Source organism: Sphingomonas sp. (assembly GCF_017745215.1).
Taxonomy (GTDB): domain Bacteria; phylum Pseudomonadota; class Alphaproteobacteria; order Sphingomonadales; family Sphingomonadaceae; genus Sphingomonas.
The window spans coordinates 41,223-53,484 of the sequence record NZ_JAGHZV010000001.1; the positions used below are offsets into that span (position 1 = coordinate 41,223).

General features: G+C 67.6%; 16 protein-coding genes. 8 read left to right on the top strand and 8 right to left on the bottom strand.

Going from position 1 to position 12,262, the window contains the following annotated elements:
• The first annotated feature begins 69 nt into the window (after positions 1-69).
• The gene (locus tag J7495_RS00240) at positions 70-1,032 is read left to right on the top strand and encodes a hypothetical protein (protein WP_294054051.1); all 963 of its coding nucleotides are present in this window, start codon (positions 70-72) and stop codon (positions 1,030-1,032) included.
• A 67-nt stretch (positions 1,033-1,099) separates the two neighbouring features.
• Complete coding sequence (locus tag J7495_RS00245; RefSeq protein ID WP_294054052.1) at positions 1,100-1,504, top strand: PAS domain-containing protein; 405 nt, start codon at positions 1,100-1,102, stop codon at positions 1,502-1,504.
• A 43-nt stretch (positions 1,505-1,547) separates the two neighbouring features.
• Here the strand turns inward: J7495_RS00245 and J7495_RS00250 are convergent, their stop codons facing one another.
• The 3 genes from J7495_RS00250 to arsC all read right to left on the bottom strand — a co-directional run bounded on the left by J7495_RS00250 (position 1,548) and on the right by arsC (position 4,584).
• Positions 1,548-2,444: a hypothetical protein gene (locus J7495_RS00250; RefSeq protein WP_294054053.1), complete on the bottom strand. Its 897-nt coding sequence runs from the start codon at positions 2,442-2,444 to the stop codon at positions 1,548-1,550.
• A 106-nt stretch (positions 2,445-2,550) separates the two neighbouring features.
• Positions 2,551-3,762: a hypothetical protein gene (locus J7495_RS00255; protein WP_294054054.1), complete on the bottom strand. Its 1,212-nt coding sequence runs from the start codon at positions 3,760-3,762 to the stop codon at positions 2,551-2,553.
• A 483-nt stretch (positions 3,763-4,245) separates the two neighbouring features.
• Complete coding sequence (gene arsC, locus J7495_RS00260; RefSeq protein ID WP_294054055.1) at positions 4,246-4,584, bottom strand: arsenate reductase (glutaredoxin); 339 nt, start codon at positions 4,582-4,584, stop codon at positions 4,246-4,248.
• Between the two features lie 182 nt (positions 4,585-4,766).
• Between arsC and J7495_RS00265 the strand changes: the two genes are divergently transcribed.
• On the top strand, positions 4,767-5,642 hold the full coding sequence (locus J7495_RS00265; RefSeq protein ID WP_294054056.1) for a hypothetical protein: 876 nt from the start codon (positions 4,767-4,769) through the stop codon (positions 5,640-5,642).
• Positions 5,642-5,962: a hypothetical protein gene (locus J7495_RS00270; RefSeq protein WP_294054057.1), complete on the top strand. Its 321-nt coding sequence runs from the start codon at positions 5,642-5,644 to the stop codon at positions 5,960-5,962. The genes J7495_RS00265 and J7495_RS00270 overlap by 1 nt, the downstream gene beginning before the upstream one ends.
• 190 nt (positions 5,963-6,152) lie before the next feature.
• On the opposite strand, the gene accC is transcribed toward J7495_RS00270, so the two are convergent.
• The 3 genes from accC to aroQ all read right to left on the bottom strand — a co-directional run bounded on the left by accC (position 6,153) and on the right by aroQ (position 8,567).
• Positions 6,153-7,505, bottom strand: a complete 1,353-nt coding sequence (accC, locus tag J7495_RS00275; RefSeq protein WP_294054058.1) for an acetyl-CoA carboxylase biotin carboxylase subunit — start codon at positions 7,503-7,505, stop codon at positions 6,153-6,155.
• Between the two features lie 108 nt (positions 7,506-7,613).
• Positions 7,614-8,099, bottom strand: a complete 486-nt coding sequence (gene accB / locus J7495_RS00280) for an acetyl-CoA carboxylase biotin carboxyl carrier protein (protein ID WP_294054059.1) — start codon at positions 8,097-8,099, stop codon at positions 7,614-7,616.
• A 33-nt stretch (positions 8,100-8,132) separates the two neighbouring features.
• A complete protein-coding gene (gene aroQ, locus J7495_RS00285) occupies positions 8,133-8,567 on the bottom strand; it encodes a type II 3-dehydroquinate dehydratase (RefSeq protein ID WP_294054060.1) in 435 nt (144 codons plus the stop codon).
• 111 nt (positions 8,568-8,678) lie between these two features.
• Between aroQ and thiS the strand changes: the two genes are divergently transcribed.
• Positions 8,679-9,683 carry a sulfur carrier protein ThiS gene (gene thiS, locus J7495_RS00290; protein WP_294054061.1) on the top strand — a complete coding sequence of 335 codons (1,005 nt, stop codon included), beginning with the start codon at positions 8,679-8,681 and terminating at the stop codon, positions 9,681-9,683.
• Positions 9,683-10,450, top strand: a complete 768-nt coding sequence (locus J7495_RS00295) for an alpha/beta hydrolase (RefSeq protein WP_294054062.1) — start codon at positions 9,683-9,685, stop codon at positions 10,448-10,450. The genes thiS and J7495_RS00295 overlap by 1 nt, the downstream gene beginning before the upstream one ends.
• 22 nt (positions 10,451-10,472) lie before the next feature.
• Here J7495_RS00295 and J7495_RS00300 read toward each other — a convergent pair whose 3' ends face one another.
• On the bottom strand, positions 10,473-11,069 hold the full coding sequence (locus tag J7495_RS00300; RefSeq protein ID WP_294054063.1) for a class I SAM-dependent methyltransferase: 597 nt from the start codon (positions 11,067-11,069) through the stop codon (positions 10,473-10,475).
• A gap of 82 nt (positions 11,070-11,151) precedes the next feature.
• Here J7495_RS00300 and J7495_RS00305 point away from each other — a divergent pair, with 82 nt between their 5' ends.
• On the top strand, positions 11,152-11,322 hold the full coding sequence (locus J7495_RS00305; protein ID WP_294054064.1) for a CsbD family protein: 171 nt from the start codon (positions 11,152-11,154) through the stop codon (positions 11,320-11,322).
• A 93-nt stretch (positions 11,323-11,415) separates the two neighbouring features.
• On the opposite strand, the gene J7495_RS00310 is transcribed toward J7495_RS00305, so the two are convergent.
• Entirely contained in the window at positions 11,416-11,661 is a 246-nt protein-coding gene (locus J7495_RS00310; RefSeq protein ID WP_294054065.1) for a hypothetical protein, read from the bottom strand.
• A gap of 137 nt (positions 11,662-11,798) precedes the next feature.
• On the opposite strand from J7495_RS00310, the gene J7495_RS00315 reads away from it, so the two are divergent.
• A complete protein-coding gene (locus J7495_RS00315; RefSeq protein WP_294054066.1) occupies positions 11,799-12,074 on the top strand; it encodes a hypothetical protein in 276 nt (91 codons plus the stop codon).
• Positions 12,075-12,262: the final 188 nt, after the last annotated feature.

Below are 12,262 nucleotides of genomic sequence, written 5' to 3' on the forward strand. Positions count from 1 at the left end.
CCTTAGCGAGGCAGGCGCGGAGGGGCTAGTCCCGGTGACCCCGGCATGGATTCTTGCTAGGCTGGTGCGATGGACCGGCGGACACTCCTGGGGATGACGGCGGGCGGGCTCGTCGCGGCCTGCGGGGGCGTGCGGCGCGAGCCGGTGTATCGCTGGACGCGACTGACCGAGGCGGCAGGCTTCCCGGGCTCGTACAACTTCCCCGTCCATGTCTCGACCGACCGGCGCTTCGTGGCACTCCATCCCGAGGGTACCTGGTCCTCGCGCGACGGGCGGGTGTGGATGAAGGAGGGCATGCCACCCAGTGGGACGAACAGCGCCTATCTGCCGCTCGTCCAGCACGGCGAAGGCGCCTGGGCGATCGGGCAACTCCAGGGCGACTATCGCGGCTTCCGAATCGATCCGCTGGTCAAACGGACGCTCGACTATCGCGGCTGGACCGATCTCGGGCGTAGCGACGCGCTGCCCAAGCTGGTCTTCGCGGCCTGCGCTAGCTTCGGCGGCCATCTCTGGCTGCTCGGCGGGTTCGACGGGCGGCGCGAGACCAACGGGGTGTGGCGCTCGGTGAACGGGCTGCGCTGGGAGCGGGTGCTCGCCGAGGCGCCCTGGTCGCCGCGGGCGGCCGCCAAGGCAGTGGCGTTCGACGGGCGGCTGTGGCTGCTCGGCGGCGGGGTGATCGACGGCGCGCAGGCGAACGACGCCTGGTCGAGCGGCGACGGGCGCGAGTGGCGGCGCGACGTGGCGGTGCTTGCCGATCCAGCGCCGAGCGGGTTCACGCCGCAGGTGTTCGACCGGCGGCTGTGGCTGGTCGCGGCGAACCGTGCGGGCGGGTTCGGCAGCGCGATGCTCGTGCTGGGGGAGGGGCGGAGCTTCGACCGGGTCGAAGCTCCGTGGAGCCCGCGCGGCGGCGTCGCGACCTGGGTGGCGGACGGGCGGATGTACCTCACCGGCGGTAAATATTCCGAGCAGAGCGAAGGCGAGCCGCGCTTCATTTATTCGAACGACGTGTGGATGATGACGCGCACCGGATAGCGCTTGCCAAATCTCAACGAATCGAGTGCAATAGGGGTGCAAGACCAAGTGCTTGCCGGAGTATCGCGTGGCTCATCGCTGGATCCTTCCCGCTCATTTCAGCGAGGCTGACGCATTCGCGCCGGTTGCCGCGCTACCCGCCGCCTTCCAGTGCGACCTCGCCGACGACGCGCTCACCTGGGCCTTCGGCGTCTACGACATCTTCGGCATCCCCCGCGGCGAGCGGGTCGACCGGCGCGAAGTCGTCGAGATGTACACCCAGGAGTCGCGCGAACTGCTCGACCGGCTGCGCAGCGAAGCGATCGCGAGCTGCGGCAGCTTCACCTTCGAGGCGCAGATCCGCCGGACGGACGGTGCGCTGCGCTGGATGCGCGTCTCGGCCGACGTCGCCTCGATGAACGGCCGCGCGACGGTCCTCTATGGCGTGAAGCAGGACATCACGGCCGAAGTGGCGCGAGGGGCGGACGGGTAGGACCGCCCACGGATTGGTTTCGGGCTGCGACAGCCGCCAGGCCTCAACTCAACCCCAGATATGCCGGCGCCGAGAGCACCGTGCCGGCCAGCGCGATCGGCACGCCGGCGGGCGTGGTGATCGAGACGGTCATGTGCCCGTCGCCGTCGAAGCTGACGCTGGTCGAGGCGGTCGTGCTGTCGAGATAATAGGGCCAGAGCCCGCTGTCGGCATTGGCCTGGATCGTCGCCTGGTCGTCCGAATCGAATTCGGCCTGCGACGTGTAGGTCACCGCGATCTGGTCGGCGACGATCAGGTTCGCGACGAAGCGCGGCATCGTGCCGTCGGCGCCGAAGGTCGAGTTCCAGCTGATCGGCGAGCTCGGATTCCAGGGGTTCTTGCCCGGATTGTTGTAGGCCGTCGCCATCGCGGTCGAGAGATACCAGCTGGACGGCGTCGGCGCGAAGTTCAGCAGATGGCCGAAGGACAAGCTCATGCTCAGCGCCGCGGCGGCGAACTGGCCCGCGATGCCGTCGATCGCCGGGCTTTCCGTCCATAGCCCCCAGAAGTCGCTCGCGGGCGGCGCGGGAGTGGTGACGGGGAAGCTCACCGTCGGCGCGGCGGCGAGCAGGCCCGTCATGGTGTCATAGCCGATCGACCAGCCGGGCGGGTTCGAGCCCCAGGCGGCGAGGTTCTTCTTCGCGACCGCGACCGGGTCGAGCGGGTTGCGGCCGGGGATCAGCGAATTGATCATGTCGCTGTAGGCCGAGAAGAATTCGGAGCCCGTCGGCGCCATGATCTGCGACGTGTCGGGGATCTGGTTGAACCAGTCCCAGAGGCCCTGGTCGCCGCCGGTGATCGGCGTAGCGGGCTGGAGCACCTGGCCGGTGGTCGTCGCCAGGCCGATCGCGCGAAACTCACGCTCGAGGAACAGCGATTGCAGCTCGTCGAAGGTCGGCATGGCCCTCTCCGCGACATGAGTGAAGATAAGATGGAGGCGGCCGGCAGGGGGAAGCCTGCCGGCCGCTCCTTCGGCGCGCACGGGGAGCGCGCGCCGCGGCCGAGGCTCAGCTCGGCTCGAGGACGCGCTCGCGTGCCGACTGTTCGAACAGCGTCCTGGTGAGGAACTTCGCCGCCTCGACTTCGCTGCCGAGATAGCCAGCGGCCGATTCGACGATCGCGCCGATGACCACCGGCACGCCGGCGTCGCTGGTGATGGAGACCGTCAGATTGCCCTGCGCGTTGAAGCTCGCATAGGTCGACGAGCCGCTCGAGCCGCTGCTCGAGTAGAACGGCCAGAGGCCCGCGCTCGAATTGTTGCGGATCTCGGTCTGCTCGGTCTCGGTGTAGCTCGCCACCGACTGGACGAGGATCTCCATCTTGTTGGCGATCAGCAGCGTCGTGGTGAAGCGCTGCATGTTGCCGTTGGTGCCGAAGGTGTTGTCCCAGTTGATCGTCGAGTTCGGATCCCAGGGCGCCGCGTTCGGATTGTGGTAGGCGAGGCCCAGCGCCGCCGAGGAGAACCAGATGCCCGGGCTCGTCGTGAACGGCAGGACGTTCGCGAACGACGCCTGCAGCGACACGCCGCTCGACGCGAACTTCTGGCTGATCGTCGAGGACGAGCTGCTGCCGCCCCACAGGCCGAAGAAGCCGCCGGTCGAGCCGTTGGTCCAGGTCTTGGAGACGTCGGTCTGCCAATTGCCCTGCGCGACGTTGAAGCTGCGCGACGGCGCCGACATCAGCAGCTGGACCATGGTGTTGTAGTCGATCGAGAAGGTGATCGGCTGGGTGCCGGCCGGCTGATAGGGCATTGCGTTGTTCTGCGCGACGAAGATCGGGTCGAGGTTGTCGCGGTTGAGCGCGATCGCGCCCTGGCGCGCGACGGTCTGGCACGGCGTCGAGCCATAGGCCCAGAGCTGGAAGTCCTGCCCGGTCGGGCCGACCTGGTTCTTGCTGCGCGCGGTCGCCCAATTGCCGTAGCAGGCGTCGCCCACGGTCTTCGGGAAGAGCTCATTCGCCGGCTGCAGCGCCGAGAGCACGCCCTGATAGTCGGCCGAGAATTTGTTGCCGCCCGCGCCGAGCGCGATGTTCATGTTGAGCGTCGCCGGCGGGATGATGTCGAGATAATTCCAGAGCCGGCCATCGGCGCCAGCGCCGCCGACGAGGGGCGGAGACGGCTGGACGACCTGGAAGGGCGTCGTCGTCTCATAGCCGAGCCCCGCCGCGAGGGCATTGTAAAAGCCGTTTTGCAGCTGATCGAAACTGACCGGATTTGCCATGGTGCTACTCCCGCTTCGCTGAGGACGCCGAAAGGCACTCGCGGACTCGGTCGAGTTCGCGTTGTCTTCGGCGAGACTGAGTTTGCCGACAATATGTCTTCAGATATCTTTCAATATCGTCGGCGATTTCGTCGTCAGCAAACAATTGACGCGACTTGACGAAATCGCAGTGTTGGCGACCGTTATCTTATCGTGATTCAGGACGTAAAAAAGACAAGTTAATAGGGTGAATCTTATGGATTCACGCTTAAGGTTTATGCAATTTTAAGAATAAAAAACGTAATTCAACGCGCCACTTCATCTCGATGCATGCCTGTGACGCATCGCAGCAAAACTTCATATTCGATTGAGTCGTTACTTGCATCAGACCTATGGTCGGCGTGCCGAAGGGTCAACAACTATTGATTCCAGAGTCGTGACTTATCAACAGTGTGACGCCGACATGACGTTCGCTTGGCTGTTCACGACAGCCGATGCGGATGCCTAGAGGATTTCGCGGACCTTCTCGGGCGGGCGGCCGAGGCGGACGCCCTTTTCGGTCTCGACCAGCGGGCGCTCGATCAGGATCGGATCGGCGACCATCGCGTCGAGGATCGCCTCGTCGGAGGCATGCTTGAGCGCCTTGGCGCCGTCCTCGGCCTTGCGGAGCCCCTCGCGCGGGGCGAGCCCGGCGCGGGCATAGAGCGCGGCGAGCGTCTCGCGGGTAGGCGGGTGCTTGAGATACTCGATCACCTCGACCTCGACGCCGGGCGCGTCCTGGAGGATCGCGAGCGTCTCGCGCGACTTGGAGCAGCGCGGATTGTGCCAGAGGGTCGCCTTCATGCGCGCTCCTCTAAGCGGGCGGGCGCGTGGGGCCAAGTCCCGGCGGGACGGGATTATTGTTCCACATCGGCGGCAACGGCTCCGCGCCATTGACGGTGCCGGTGCGCGCCGACAGGATCGCGGGAAACGAGAACGGGGTCGCGCTTCAATCCGGATCCGCTGCGGCGGGGGGGAGACGGTCGATGCGCGCGCGGGTTCGGACTATCCTGGTCATCGGCATGATGCTCGCGCTCACGGCCTGCGCGACGCAGGGCGCGGTGCTGTCGACCGGCGTCGGCGCGATCCGCACCAGCGCGACCGCGGCGAACGCCGAGACCGAGACGGTCTTCGGCGAGATCAATGCCGCGCACCGCGACGACGTGATCGCCTTGCTGCTCGCCCAGCGCGCGCGGCCCAGCGAAGCGGCGTTCGCGCCGGCGATCGCACCCGAGACCGCGGGCCGCTGGGCAGCGGCGTTCGACGGCGTCGACAACTATCTGGCGGCGCTGCAGGACTTGGTCGACCCCAAGCGCTCGACGGCGGTCACCGACAATCTCAAGGGTGTCGGCGAGGCGCTGCAGAGCCCGACCTTCGGCGCCAAGATCCCGCCCGAGGCGGTGAGCCTGTTCGCGAGCTTCGGCGGTGCGATCGTCCAGGCGGCGGCCGAGGGCAAGGCATTGGCGATCATGCGCCGCACCGATCCCGAGTTCCGCGCGCTGATGACGGGGCTGGCAGGGCTGGTCGGCGAGCCCGGCGCGACCTCGCGGCCCGGCACGCTGCGCGCGATGGTCGACGATCATTGGGCGGGGTTGCTGAGCGGCGTCGAGACGGCGTTCGTCGGCGTCGCGAACGGCACCGAGGACGAGCGCAAGCCGCTGCTCGTCAGCTACGGCACGCTGATCGACGAGCGCCAGGCCTATCGCGAGCGGCTCGCGCGGCTGCGCACCGCGCTGCTCGCGATGGCCGAGGCGCATTCCGAAGCGGCCAAGGGAAGCGCCGGCGGCACCTTCTACTGGATCGAGCAGATCAACGGCTATTTCCAGAAGGCGCGCGAGGACGCAAAGGGGGGAGAAGGCTGATGGACGAACTCGAAGCCCTTGCCACGCAGCTGCGCGCGCTGCGCGAGTCGCTGCGCGGGCAGATCGCCCAGACCGACGACGTCGCGACGGCCAACAAGCTCCAGGCGCAGGTGCTCGAAGTCAATTCGCGCATCCAGTCGATCAATTCGGTGATCTTCGCGGCGAATACCGCGCAAGTGACGCAGCACCTCGACGCGATCAACGACGCCACCAAGGAGATCGGCGAAGCGATCGCGGACATCCAGCAGATCGCCGACGTGATCGGCGCGGTGAAGAACCTGCTCGGGATCGTCGACGGGGTGATCGGCCTGCTGACCTGAGACGGGTCGCGCGTCAGAGCCCGATGCGGCAGGTCGGCGATCTTCTAAGGTTCGTTTCCCCGCACCCCAATGGTCACCCCGGCCTTGTGCCCGGGCCCACCGATCGGCGAGCGATGGAAAGGAAGCGGAAGGGCAACCGGCGCCGCGCCGTGGGCCCGGCACAAGGCCGGGGTGACGGCGACGGGACGGATCAGCCCTCCTGCTTGGCCAGCCACTCCTCGAGCCACTTGATCGTGTAGTTGCCCGCCTGGAAGTCGGGGTCGTCGAGCAGCGCCTGGTGGAGCGGGATGGTGGTCTTCATCCCTTCGATCACATATTCCTCGAGCGCGCGGCGCAGGCGCCGGAGCGCGCCCTGGCGCGTGGTGCCGTAGACGATCAGCTTGGCGATCATGCTGTCGTAATAGGGCGGCACCTTGTAGCCCGCGTAGAGCCCGCTATCAACGCGGACGTTCATCCCGCCCGGCGCATGGTACTGCTTCACCAGCCCGGGCGAGGGCGCGAAGGTGCGCGGGTCCTCGGCGTTGATCCGGCACTCGATCGCATGGCCGCGGAACTGGACGTCCTGCTGGCGGAGCGTCAGCGGATGCCCCTCGGCGATGCGGATCTGCTCGCGGACGAGGTCGAGCCCGGTGATCATCTCGGTCACCGGATGCTCGACCTGGAGCCGGGTGTTCATCTCGATGAAGTAGAACTCGCCGGCTTCCCACAGGAATTCGATCGTGCCCGCGCCGCGATAGCCCATGTCGGCCATCGCCCTGGCGCAGACGCCGCCGATCCGCTCGCGCTCCTCGGAGGAGAGCACCGGCGAAGGCGCTTCCTCGAGCACCTTCTGGTGGCGGCGCTGGAGCGAGCAGTCGCGCTCGCCGAGGTGTATCGCATTGCCGTTGCCGTCGCCGAATATCTGCACTTCGATGTGGCGCGGGTTGCCGAGGTATTTCTCGAGATAGACGGTGGCGTCGCCGAAGGCGGCCTTGGCCTCGCTGCCCGCCTGAAGCATCTGCGCCTCGAGGTCGGCGGGGTTGGTGACGACCTTCATCCCGCGGCCGCCGCCGCCCGATGCCGCCTTGATGATCACCGGATAGCCCGCGGCCTCGGCGATCTTCTTGGCTTCCTCGACGTCGCTGATCGCGCCGTCCGAGCCGGGGACGAGCGGCAGGCCGAGCTTGCCCGCGGTGCGCTTGGCCTCGATCTTGTCGCCCATCGTGCGGATGTGCTCGGGCTTGGGGCCGACGAAGATCAGCCCGTGCGCCTCGACGATCTCGGCGAACTTGGCGTTCTCCGAGAGGAAGCCATAGCCCGGGTGGATCGCATCGGCGCCCGAGATTTCGGCGGCGGCGATGATCCGCGGGATGTTGAGATAGCTCTCGGCCGCGGGCGGCGGGCCGATGCAGATCGCTTCGTCGGCGAGGCGGACGTGCATCGCATCGGTGTCGGCGGTGGAGTGCACCGCGACCGTCTTGATCCCCATCTCGTGGCAGGCGCGATGGATGCGCAGCGCGATCTCGCCGCGATTGGCGATCAGGAGCTTCTTGATCTCGGGCATGTTCTTTTCCTAGGCGGCACCGGCCCGCTCCCCCGCCCGGCCACCCAGCGGCAGTATCTTATGGGTGGCCGGGTGGGGGAGCGGGCCGGTGCGGCGCAACACTCAGGCTTACTCGACGACGACGAGTGGCTGGTCGTATTCGACCGGGCGGCCGTTCTCGACCAGGATCGCCGTCACCGTGCCCGCGGACGGGGCGGGGATCGGGTTCATCGTCTTCATCGCCTCGATGATCAGCAGCGTCTCGCCCGCCGCGACCTTCTGGCCGACCGCGATGAACGGCTTGGCGTCGGGATTGGGCGAGAGATAGGCGGTGCCGACCATCGGCGACTTGACGGCGTTGGCGGTGCTGGGCGCGGCAGGCGCGGCCTCGGCCGGCGCTGCGGCGGCAGCCGCAACGGGAGCAGGTGCAGCGGCGACGGGGGCCGCAACGGCGGCGGGCAGCGCAGCCACGGTCACTTCGCGGGCGACTCGCACGCGGCGCTCGCCGTCCTGCACCTCGACCTCGGTCAGCTGCGTCTCGTCGAGCACCGCGGCCAGCTGGCGCACCAGATCGATATCGATCCGCATCGCGCCCATATCATTGTTATCGGCCATAGACCCTTCTGTACGATGAAACCGCGCCCTCTGTCAGAGTCGCGCGGCGGCTTCAAGCGCCAGCATATAGGAAAGCGCCCCGAACCCTGCGATGGTTCCTCGGGCGGCACGACCCACGATGCTGGTGTGGCGATACTCCTCCCGGGCTTGCGGGTTGGAGAGATGGACCTCGATCACCGGCGTCTTGATCGAGCGCGCGGCGTCGTAGAGCGCGAGGCTGGTGTGGGTATAGGCGCCGGCGTTGAGCAGGATCGCCCTGGCGCCCGTTGCCTGCGCCTCGTGCATCCAGTCGATGAGGTGCCCCTCGTGATTCGACTGGCGCATGTCGATCGCCAGGTCCAGCTCGCGCGCCCGGTCCTCGAGCATGCCGGCGATGTCGTCGAGCGTGTCGTGGCCGTAGATCTCGGGCTCGCGCAGGCCGAGGAGATTGAGATTGGGTCCGTTGAGGACGAAGATCGTCTCGGTCATCTTTTGTTTTTGGCCCCGTTGCGGCTGCTCCTATCGCATTCGCGGCCCGCAAGCGCAACGTTCGCCGCTTGCGGTTGCCCCGCGGCGCCGCGGCTCTCTATATGCGCGGCCATGCACAGCGACGGAACGATCTCGATCACGGTCAACGGCGAGCACCGCCGGGTGATGGCCGGCCTCACCATCCTCCAGCTCGCGGAAGAGATCGGCCTGGTGCCGGAGAAGCTCGCGGTCGAGCGCAACCTCGAAGTGGTGCCGCGCTCGACGCTGGGCCAGGTGATCGTCGAGGATGGCGACGAGCTGGAGATCGTCCACTTTGTCGGAGGCGGCGATCACGGAACGGCGGTTGCGGACGACAGCTGGTCCGTCGCGGGCAAGACCTTCCGCTCGCGGCTGATCGTCGGCACCGGCAAGTACAAGGATTTCGCGCAGAACGCCGCGGCAGTGGAGGCCTCGGGTGCCGAGATCGTCACCGTCGCAGTGCGCCGGGTGAACGTCAGCGACCCCAAGGCGCCGATGCTCACCGACTATATCGATCCGAAGAAGATCACCTACCTCCCCAACACCGCGGGCTGCTTCGACGCCGAGAGTGCGATCCGCACGCTGCGGCTGGCGCGCGAGGCGGGGGGCTGGGAACTGGTGAAGCTCGAAGTGCTCGGCGAGGCGCGCACGCTCTATCCCGACATGGTCGAGACGCTGCGCGCGACCGAGGTGCTGGCGAACGAAGGCTTCCAGCCGATGGTCTATTGCGTCGACGATCCGATCGCCGCCAAGCAGCTCGAGGATGCGGGCGCTGTCGCGATCATGCCGCTCGGCGCGCCGATCGGGTCGGGGCTGGGCATCCAGAACCAGGTGACGATCCGGCTGATCGTCGAGGGCGCCAAGGTGCCGGTGCTGGTCGACGCCGGTGTGGGCAGCGCGAGCGATGCGGCGGTGGCGATGGAGCTCGGCTGCGACGGCGTGCTGATGAACACCGCGATCGCCGAGGCCAAGGACCCTATCATGATGGCGGCGGCGATGAAGGCCGCGGTCGAGGCCGGGCGGCTCTCCTATCGCGCCGGGCGCATGGGCAAGCGGCGCTACGCCGACCCGTCGAGCCCGCTGGCCGGGCTGATCTGATGCGCGGCCCCGCGCTTGCCCTTGCGCTGCTGGCGCTGGCGGGTTGCGGGCAATCGGGCAAGGATCCGGCGCCGGTCTCGACTGCAAGTGCCGGGGCCGAACTGGTGACGCTTCGGGCAGTGGACGGGGTGAAGGTATTCGGCGCCTTCGTGCCCGCCAGGGACAAGCCGCGCGCGCTGGTGCTCCTCTTCCACCAGACGGGGTCGAGCAAGACCGAATATGCCGACATCCAGCTGCGGCTCGCGAACGCGGGCTATTCGTCGCTCGCGATCGACCAGCGCTCGGGCGGCGGGATGTACGGGCCGAACGAGACCGTCGCCGAGCTGGGGCACGAGGGCAGCTATCTCGAGGCGAAGCGCGACCTCGAGGCGGCGCTGGCCTGGGCGCAGGGCAAGCGGCTGCCGGTGGTGCTCTGGGGATCGAGCTATTCGGCATCGCTGGTGTTCCTCGTCGCAGCCGAACATGCCGGAAAGGTCGCGGCGCTGCTCGCCTTCTCCCCGGACGAATATTTCGACGGCAGGCCGCCGGTGAAGCCTGCCGCGGCGAAGCTGGCGATCCCGGTGTTCGTGACCTCGGCCGAGGACCCGAAGGAAATCGCCGCGGCCAGGGCGCTGCTCGACGCGGTGCCGGCGAAGGCGAAGGTGCAGTTCGTGCCGGCGAAGGGCGGGGTGCACGGCTCGTCGACCTTGCGCTCGGATCGCAATCCGCAGGGGGCCGGGCTGGTGTGGGAGGCGGTGCTGGAGTTTCTGAAGAAGGCGGTGGAATAGCAGCCCCAACCACGGCTTTGGGTTATCGGATCTTCCGCGCCAGCCACACGCTGCGCCCGCCGGCGTTCGGGTCCTCGGGCGCGAAGGCGACTTCGGCCAGGCCGGTGCGCGCGAACACCGCGCGATAGTCGGCGGGGTCGAGACTCGCGTGGAACAGCGGGTCGCCGAACTGCTCGCCCATCGCGACGCCGTGCGCAGGCCCGGTGTTGAACATCATCATTCCGCCCACCGCGAGCCATCCCGCCATCCGCTCGAGCGTCGCCGCCTGGTCGCCGGCGGGCAGATGGAAGAAGCTGTCCCAGGCGAGCACGCCATCGAAGCGCCGTTCGAAGCTCACGCTGCGCATGTCGCCGCGCAGCCATTGGTGGCGCGGGAAGCGGATGCGCGCGAGGCCGAGCATCGTCTCAGATGCGTCGACGCCGGTGACGGCATAGCCCTTGTCAACGAGGAAGCGCGCGACCGGCTCACCTGCGCCGCAACCGAGGTCGAGCACCTCGCCGCCGCGGCGCACGCCGATCAGGAAGCGATCGAACCAGGCGCGCTCGACGAAGCGTTCGCGGCGCGCGCGGTCGAAGGCGTCGGCGTGGCGCTCATAATGGTCGGCGATGCGGTCGGGCATCCTTCATCCCTCCCGTGGAACCATGGCCGACCGTAACCCGTTGATAAGGCCGAACCCCATTCCCTTTATCGAGGAGCCTATCATGGGTGAGCTGACCGACAAGATCAAAGGAAACGTCGACGAGATCGCCGGCAAGATGAAGCAGCACAGCGACGATCCTGACACGCGCGACGAAGGCGCTGCCCAGGAAGCCAAGGGCAAGGGCGAGCAGCTGATCGGCAAGGTCAAGGGCGCGCTCGGCGACGACATCTGAGCCGTCCAACCCCGCGAGCCGGGTCGCAAGAAGCGGGTCGCACTGGGTCGCAAAGGGGCCGTCCGGCAACGGGCGGCCCCAATCAATTCGGGGTCATTCGGGGACGTAGAAAACCCAGAGGCCGTTCTCGAGCTCGCTCGCGGCGAAGCGTGCCATGCCGGTATATTTGCCGCCGATCTCGCAGATCATGCAGCGGGCGTTCTCGCCGGGGCGGAACGGGTTCGGCAGATAGACGGTCTGCCCGTTGATCCAGCGCCACTTCTCGCGCCAGACGTCGACGCCCTCGATCCGATAGCGATCGTTGCGCGGTCCGATATGATGTTCGCGCCAGCCAAGCATGGCGGTCCAACTCCCTCGAAAGCCCTCCAGCTTCCATAATAGGACAGGCGTCCGCCCCGGTTCCGCGACACCCGGCAATTTTTTCCTATCGGTTGCGAAACGGACTATGCTGCGCGCCCTGAGCAGGGGGAGGTTCGATGAAGCCCGATCTCGAGACGCCCGAGGGACGCGCCGCCTATCGCGCCGAGCTGCGCCGAGTCGCGCGCGGTTGGCGCTGGCCGGGGCTGGCGATCGTCGCGCTCGCCGCGGTGGGGTTCGTCTGGGCGAGCCGGCTGCACCGGCCGCTGTTCGCCAGCAAGCTGGGGCTCGCGACCGTTGCGGCGATGGTGGTGGGGTGGACGCTGGTGATCGTCGGCATCACGCTGCGCACGCGCTACCACGCGCGGCGGATGCAGGGCTGGCCGGGCGACTGAGCCTGCGCGGGGCAGTGTCGAAAATTCGTCACCGAAATGGCGTAACCTGCGCGGACGGGTCGCTTTCCGTGACAGACTGGGCGCCGCTCAAGATGGGCCGAGCGCGCATGCGATGGGATTCGCCCGTGGGACGGCCTAATACCGTCTTCAACGTGGGCCGGAAGGGACGATTCCGGTCGAGCGAGATG

Excerpts from the sequence above, each read along its gene's own strand:
- J7495_RS00300 (WP_294054063.1), bottom strand. The coding sequence starts at position 11,069 with ATGCCCGACCGCATCGCCGACCATTATGAGCGCCACGCCGACGCCTTC.
- J7495_RS00310 (WP_294054065.1), bottom strand. The coding sequence starts at position 11,661 with ATGCTTGGCTGGCGCGAACATCATATCGGACCGCGCAACGATCGCTAT.
- J7495_RS00240 (WP_294054051.1), top strand. The coding sequence starts at position 70 with ATGGACCGGCGGACACTCCTGGGGATGACGGCGGGCGGGCTCGTCGCG.
- J7495_RS00305 (WP_294054064.1), top strand. The coding sequence starts at position 11,152 with ATGGGTGAGCTGACCGACAAGATCAAAGGAAACGTCGACGAGATCGCC.
- accB (WP_294054059.1), bottom strand. The coding sequence starts at position 8,099 with ATGGCCGATAACAATGATATGGGCGCGATGCGGATCGATATCGATCTG.
- J7495_RS00250 (WP_294054053.1), bottom strand. The coding sequence starts at position 2,444 with ATGCCGACCTTCGACGAGCTGCAATCGCTGTTCCTCGAGCGTGAGTTT.
- thiS (WP_294054061.1), top strand. The coding sequence starts at position 8,679 with ATGCACAGCGACGGAACGATCTCGATCACGGTCAACGGCGAGCACCGC.
- J7495_RS00265 (WP_294054056.1), top strand. The coding sequence starts at position 4,767 with ATGCGCGCGCGGGTTCGGACTATCCTGGTCATCGGCATGATGCTCGCG.
- J7495_RS00255 (WP_294054054.1), bottom strand. The coding sequence starts at position 3,762 with ATGGCAAATCCGGTCAGTTTCGATCAGCTGCAAAACGGCTTTTACAAT.
- J7495_RS00295 (WP_294054062.1), top strand. The coding sequence starts at position 9,683 with ATGCGCGGCCCCGCGCTTGCCCTTGCGCTGCTGGCGCTGGCGGGTTGC.
- J7495_RS00315 (WP_294054066.1), top strand. The coding sequence starts at position 11,799 with ATGAAGCCCGATCTCGAGACGCCCGAGGGACGCGCCGCCTATCGCGCC.
- J7495_RS00270 (WP_294054057.1), top strand. The coding sequence starts at position 5,642 with ATGGACGAACTCGAAGCCCTTGCCACGCAGCTGCGCGCGCTGCGCGAG.
- accC (WP_294054058.1), bottom strand. The coding sequence starts at position 7,505 with ATGCCCGAGATCAAGAAGCTCCTGATCGCCAATCGCGGCGAGATCGCG.
- arsC (WP_294054055.1), bottom strand. The coding sequence starts at position 4,584 with ATGAAGGCGACCCTCTGGCACAATCCGCGCTGCTCCAAGTCGCGCGAG.
- aroQ (WP_294054060.1), bottom strand. The coding sequence starts at position 8,567 with ATGACCGAGACGATCTTCGTCCTCAACGGACCCAATCTCAATCTCCTC.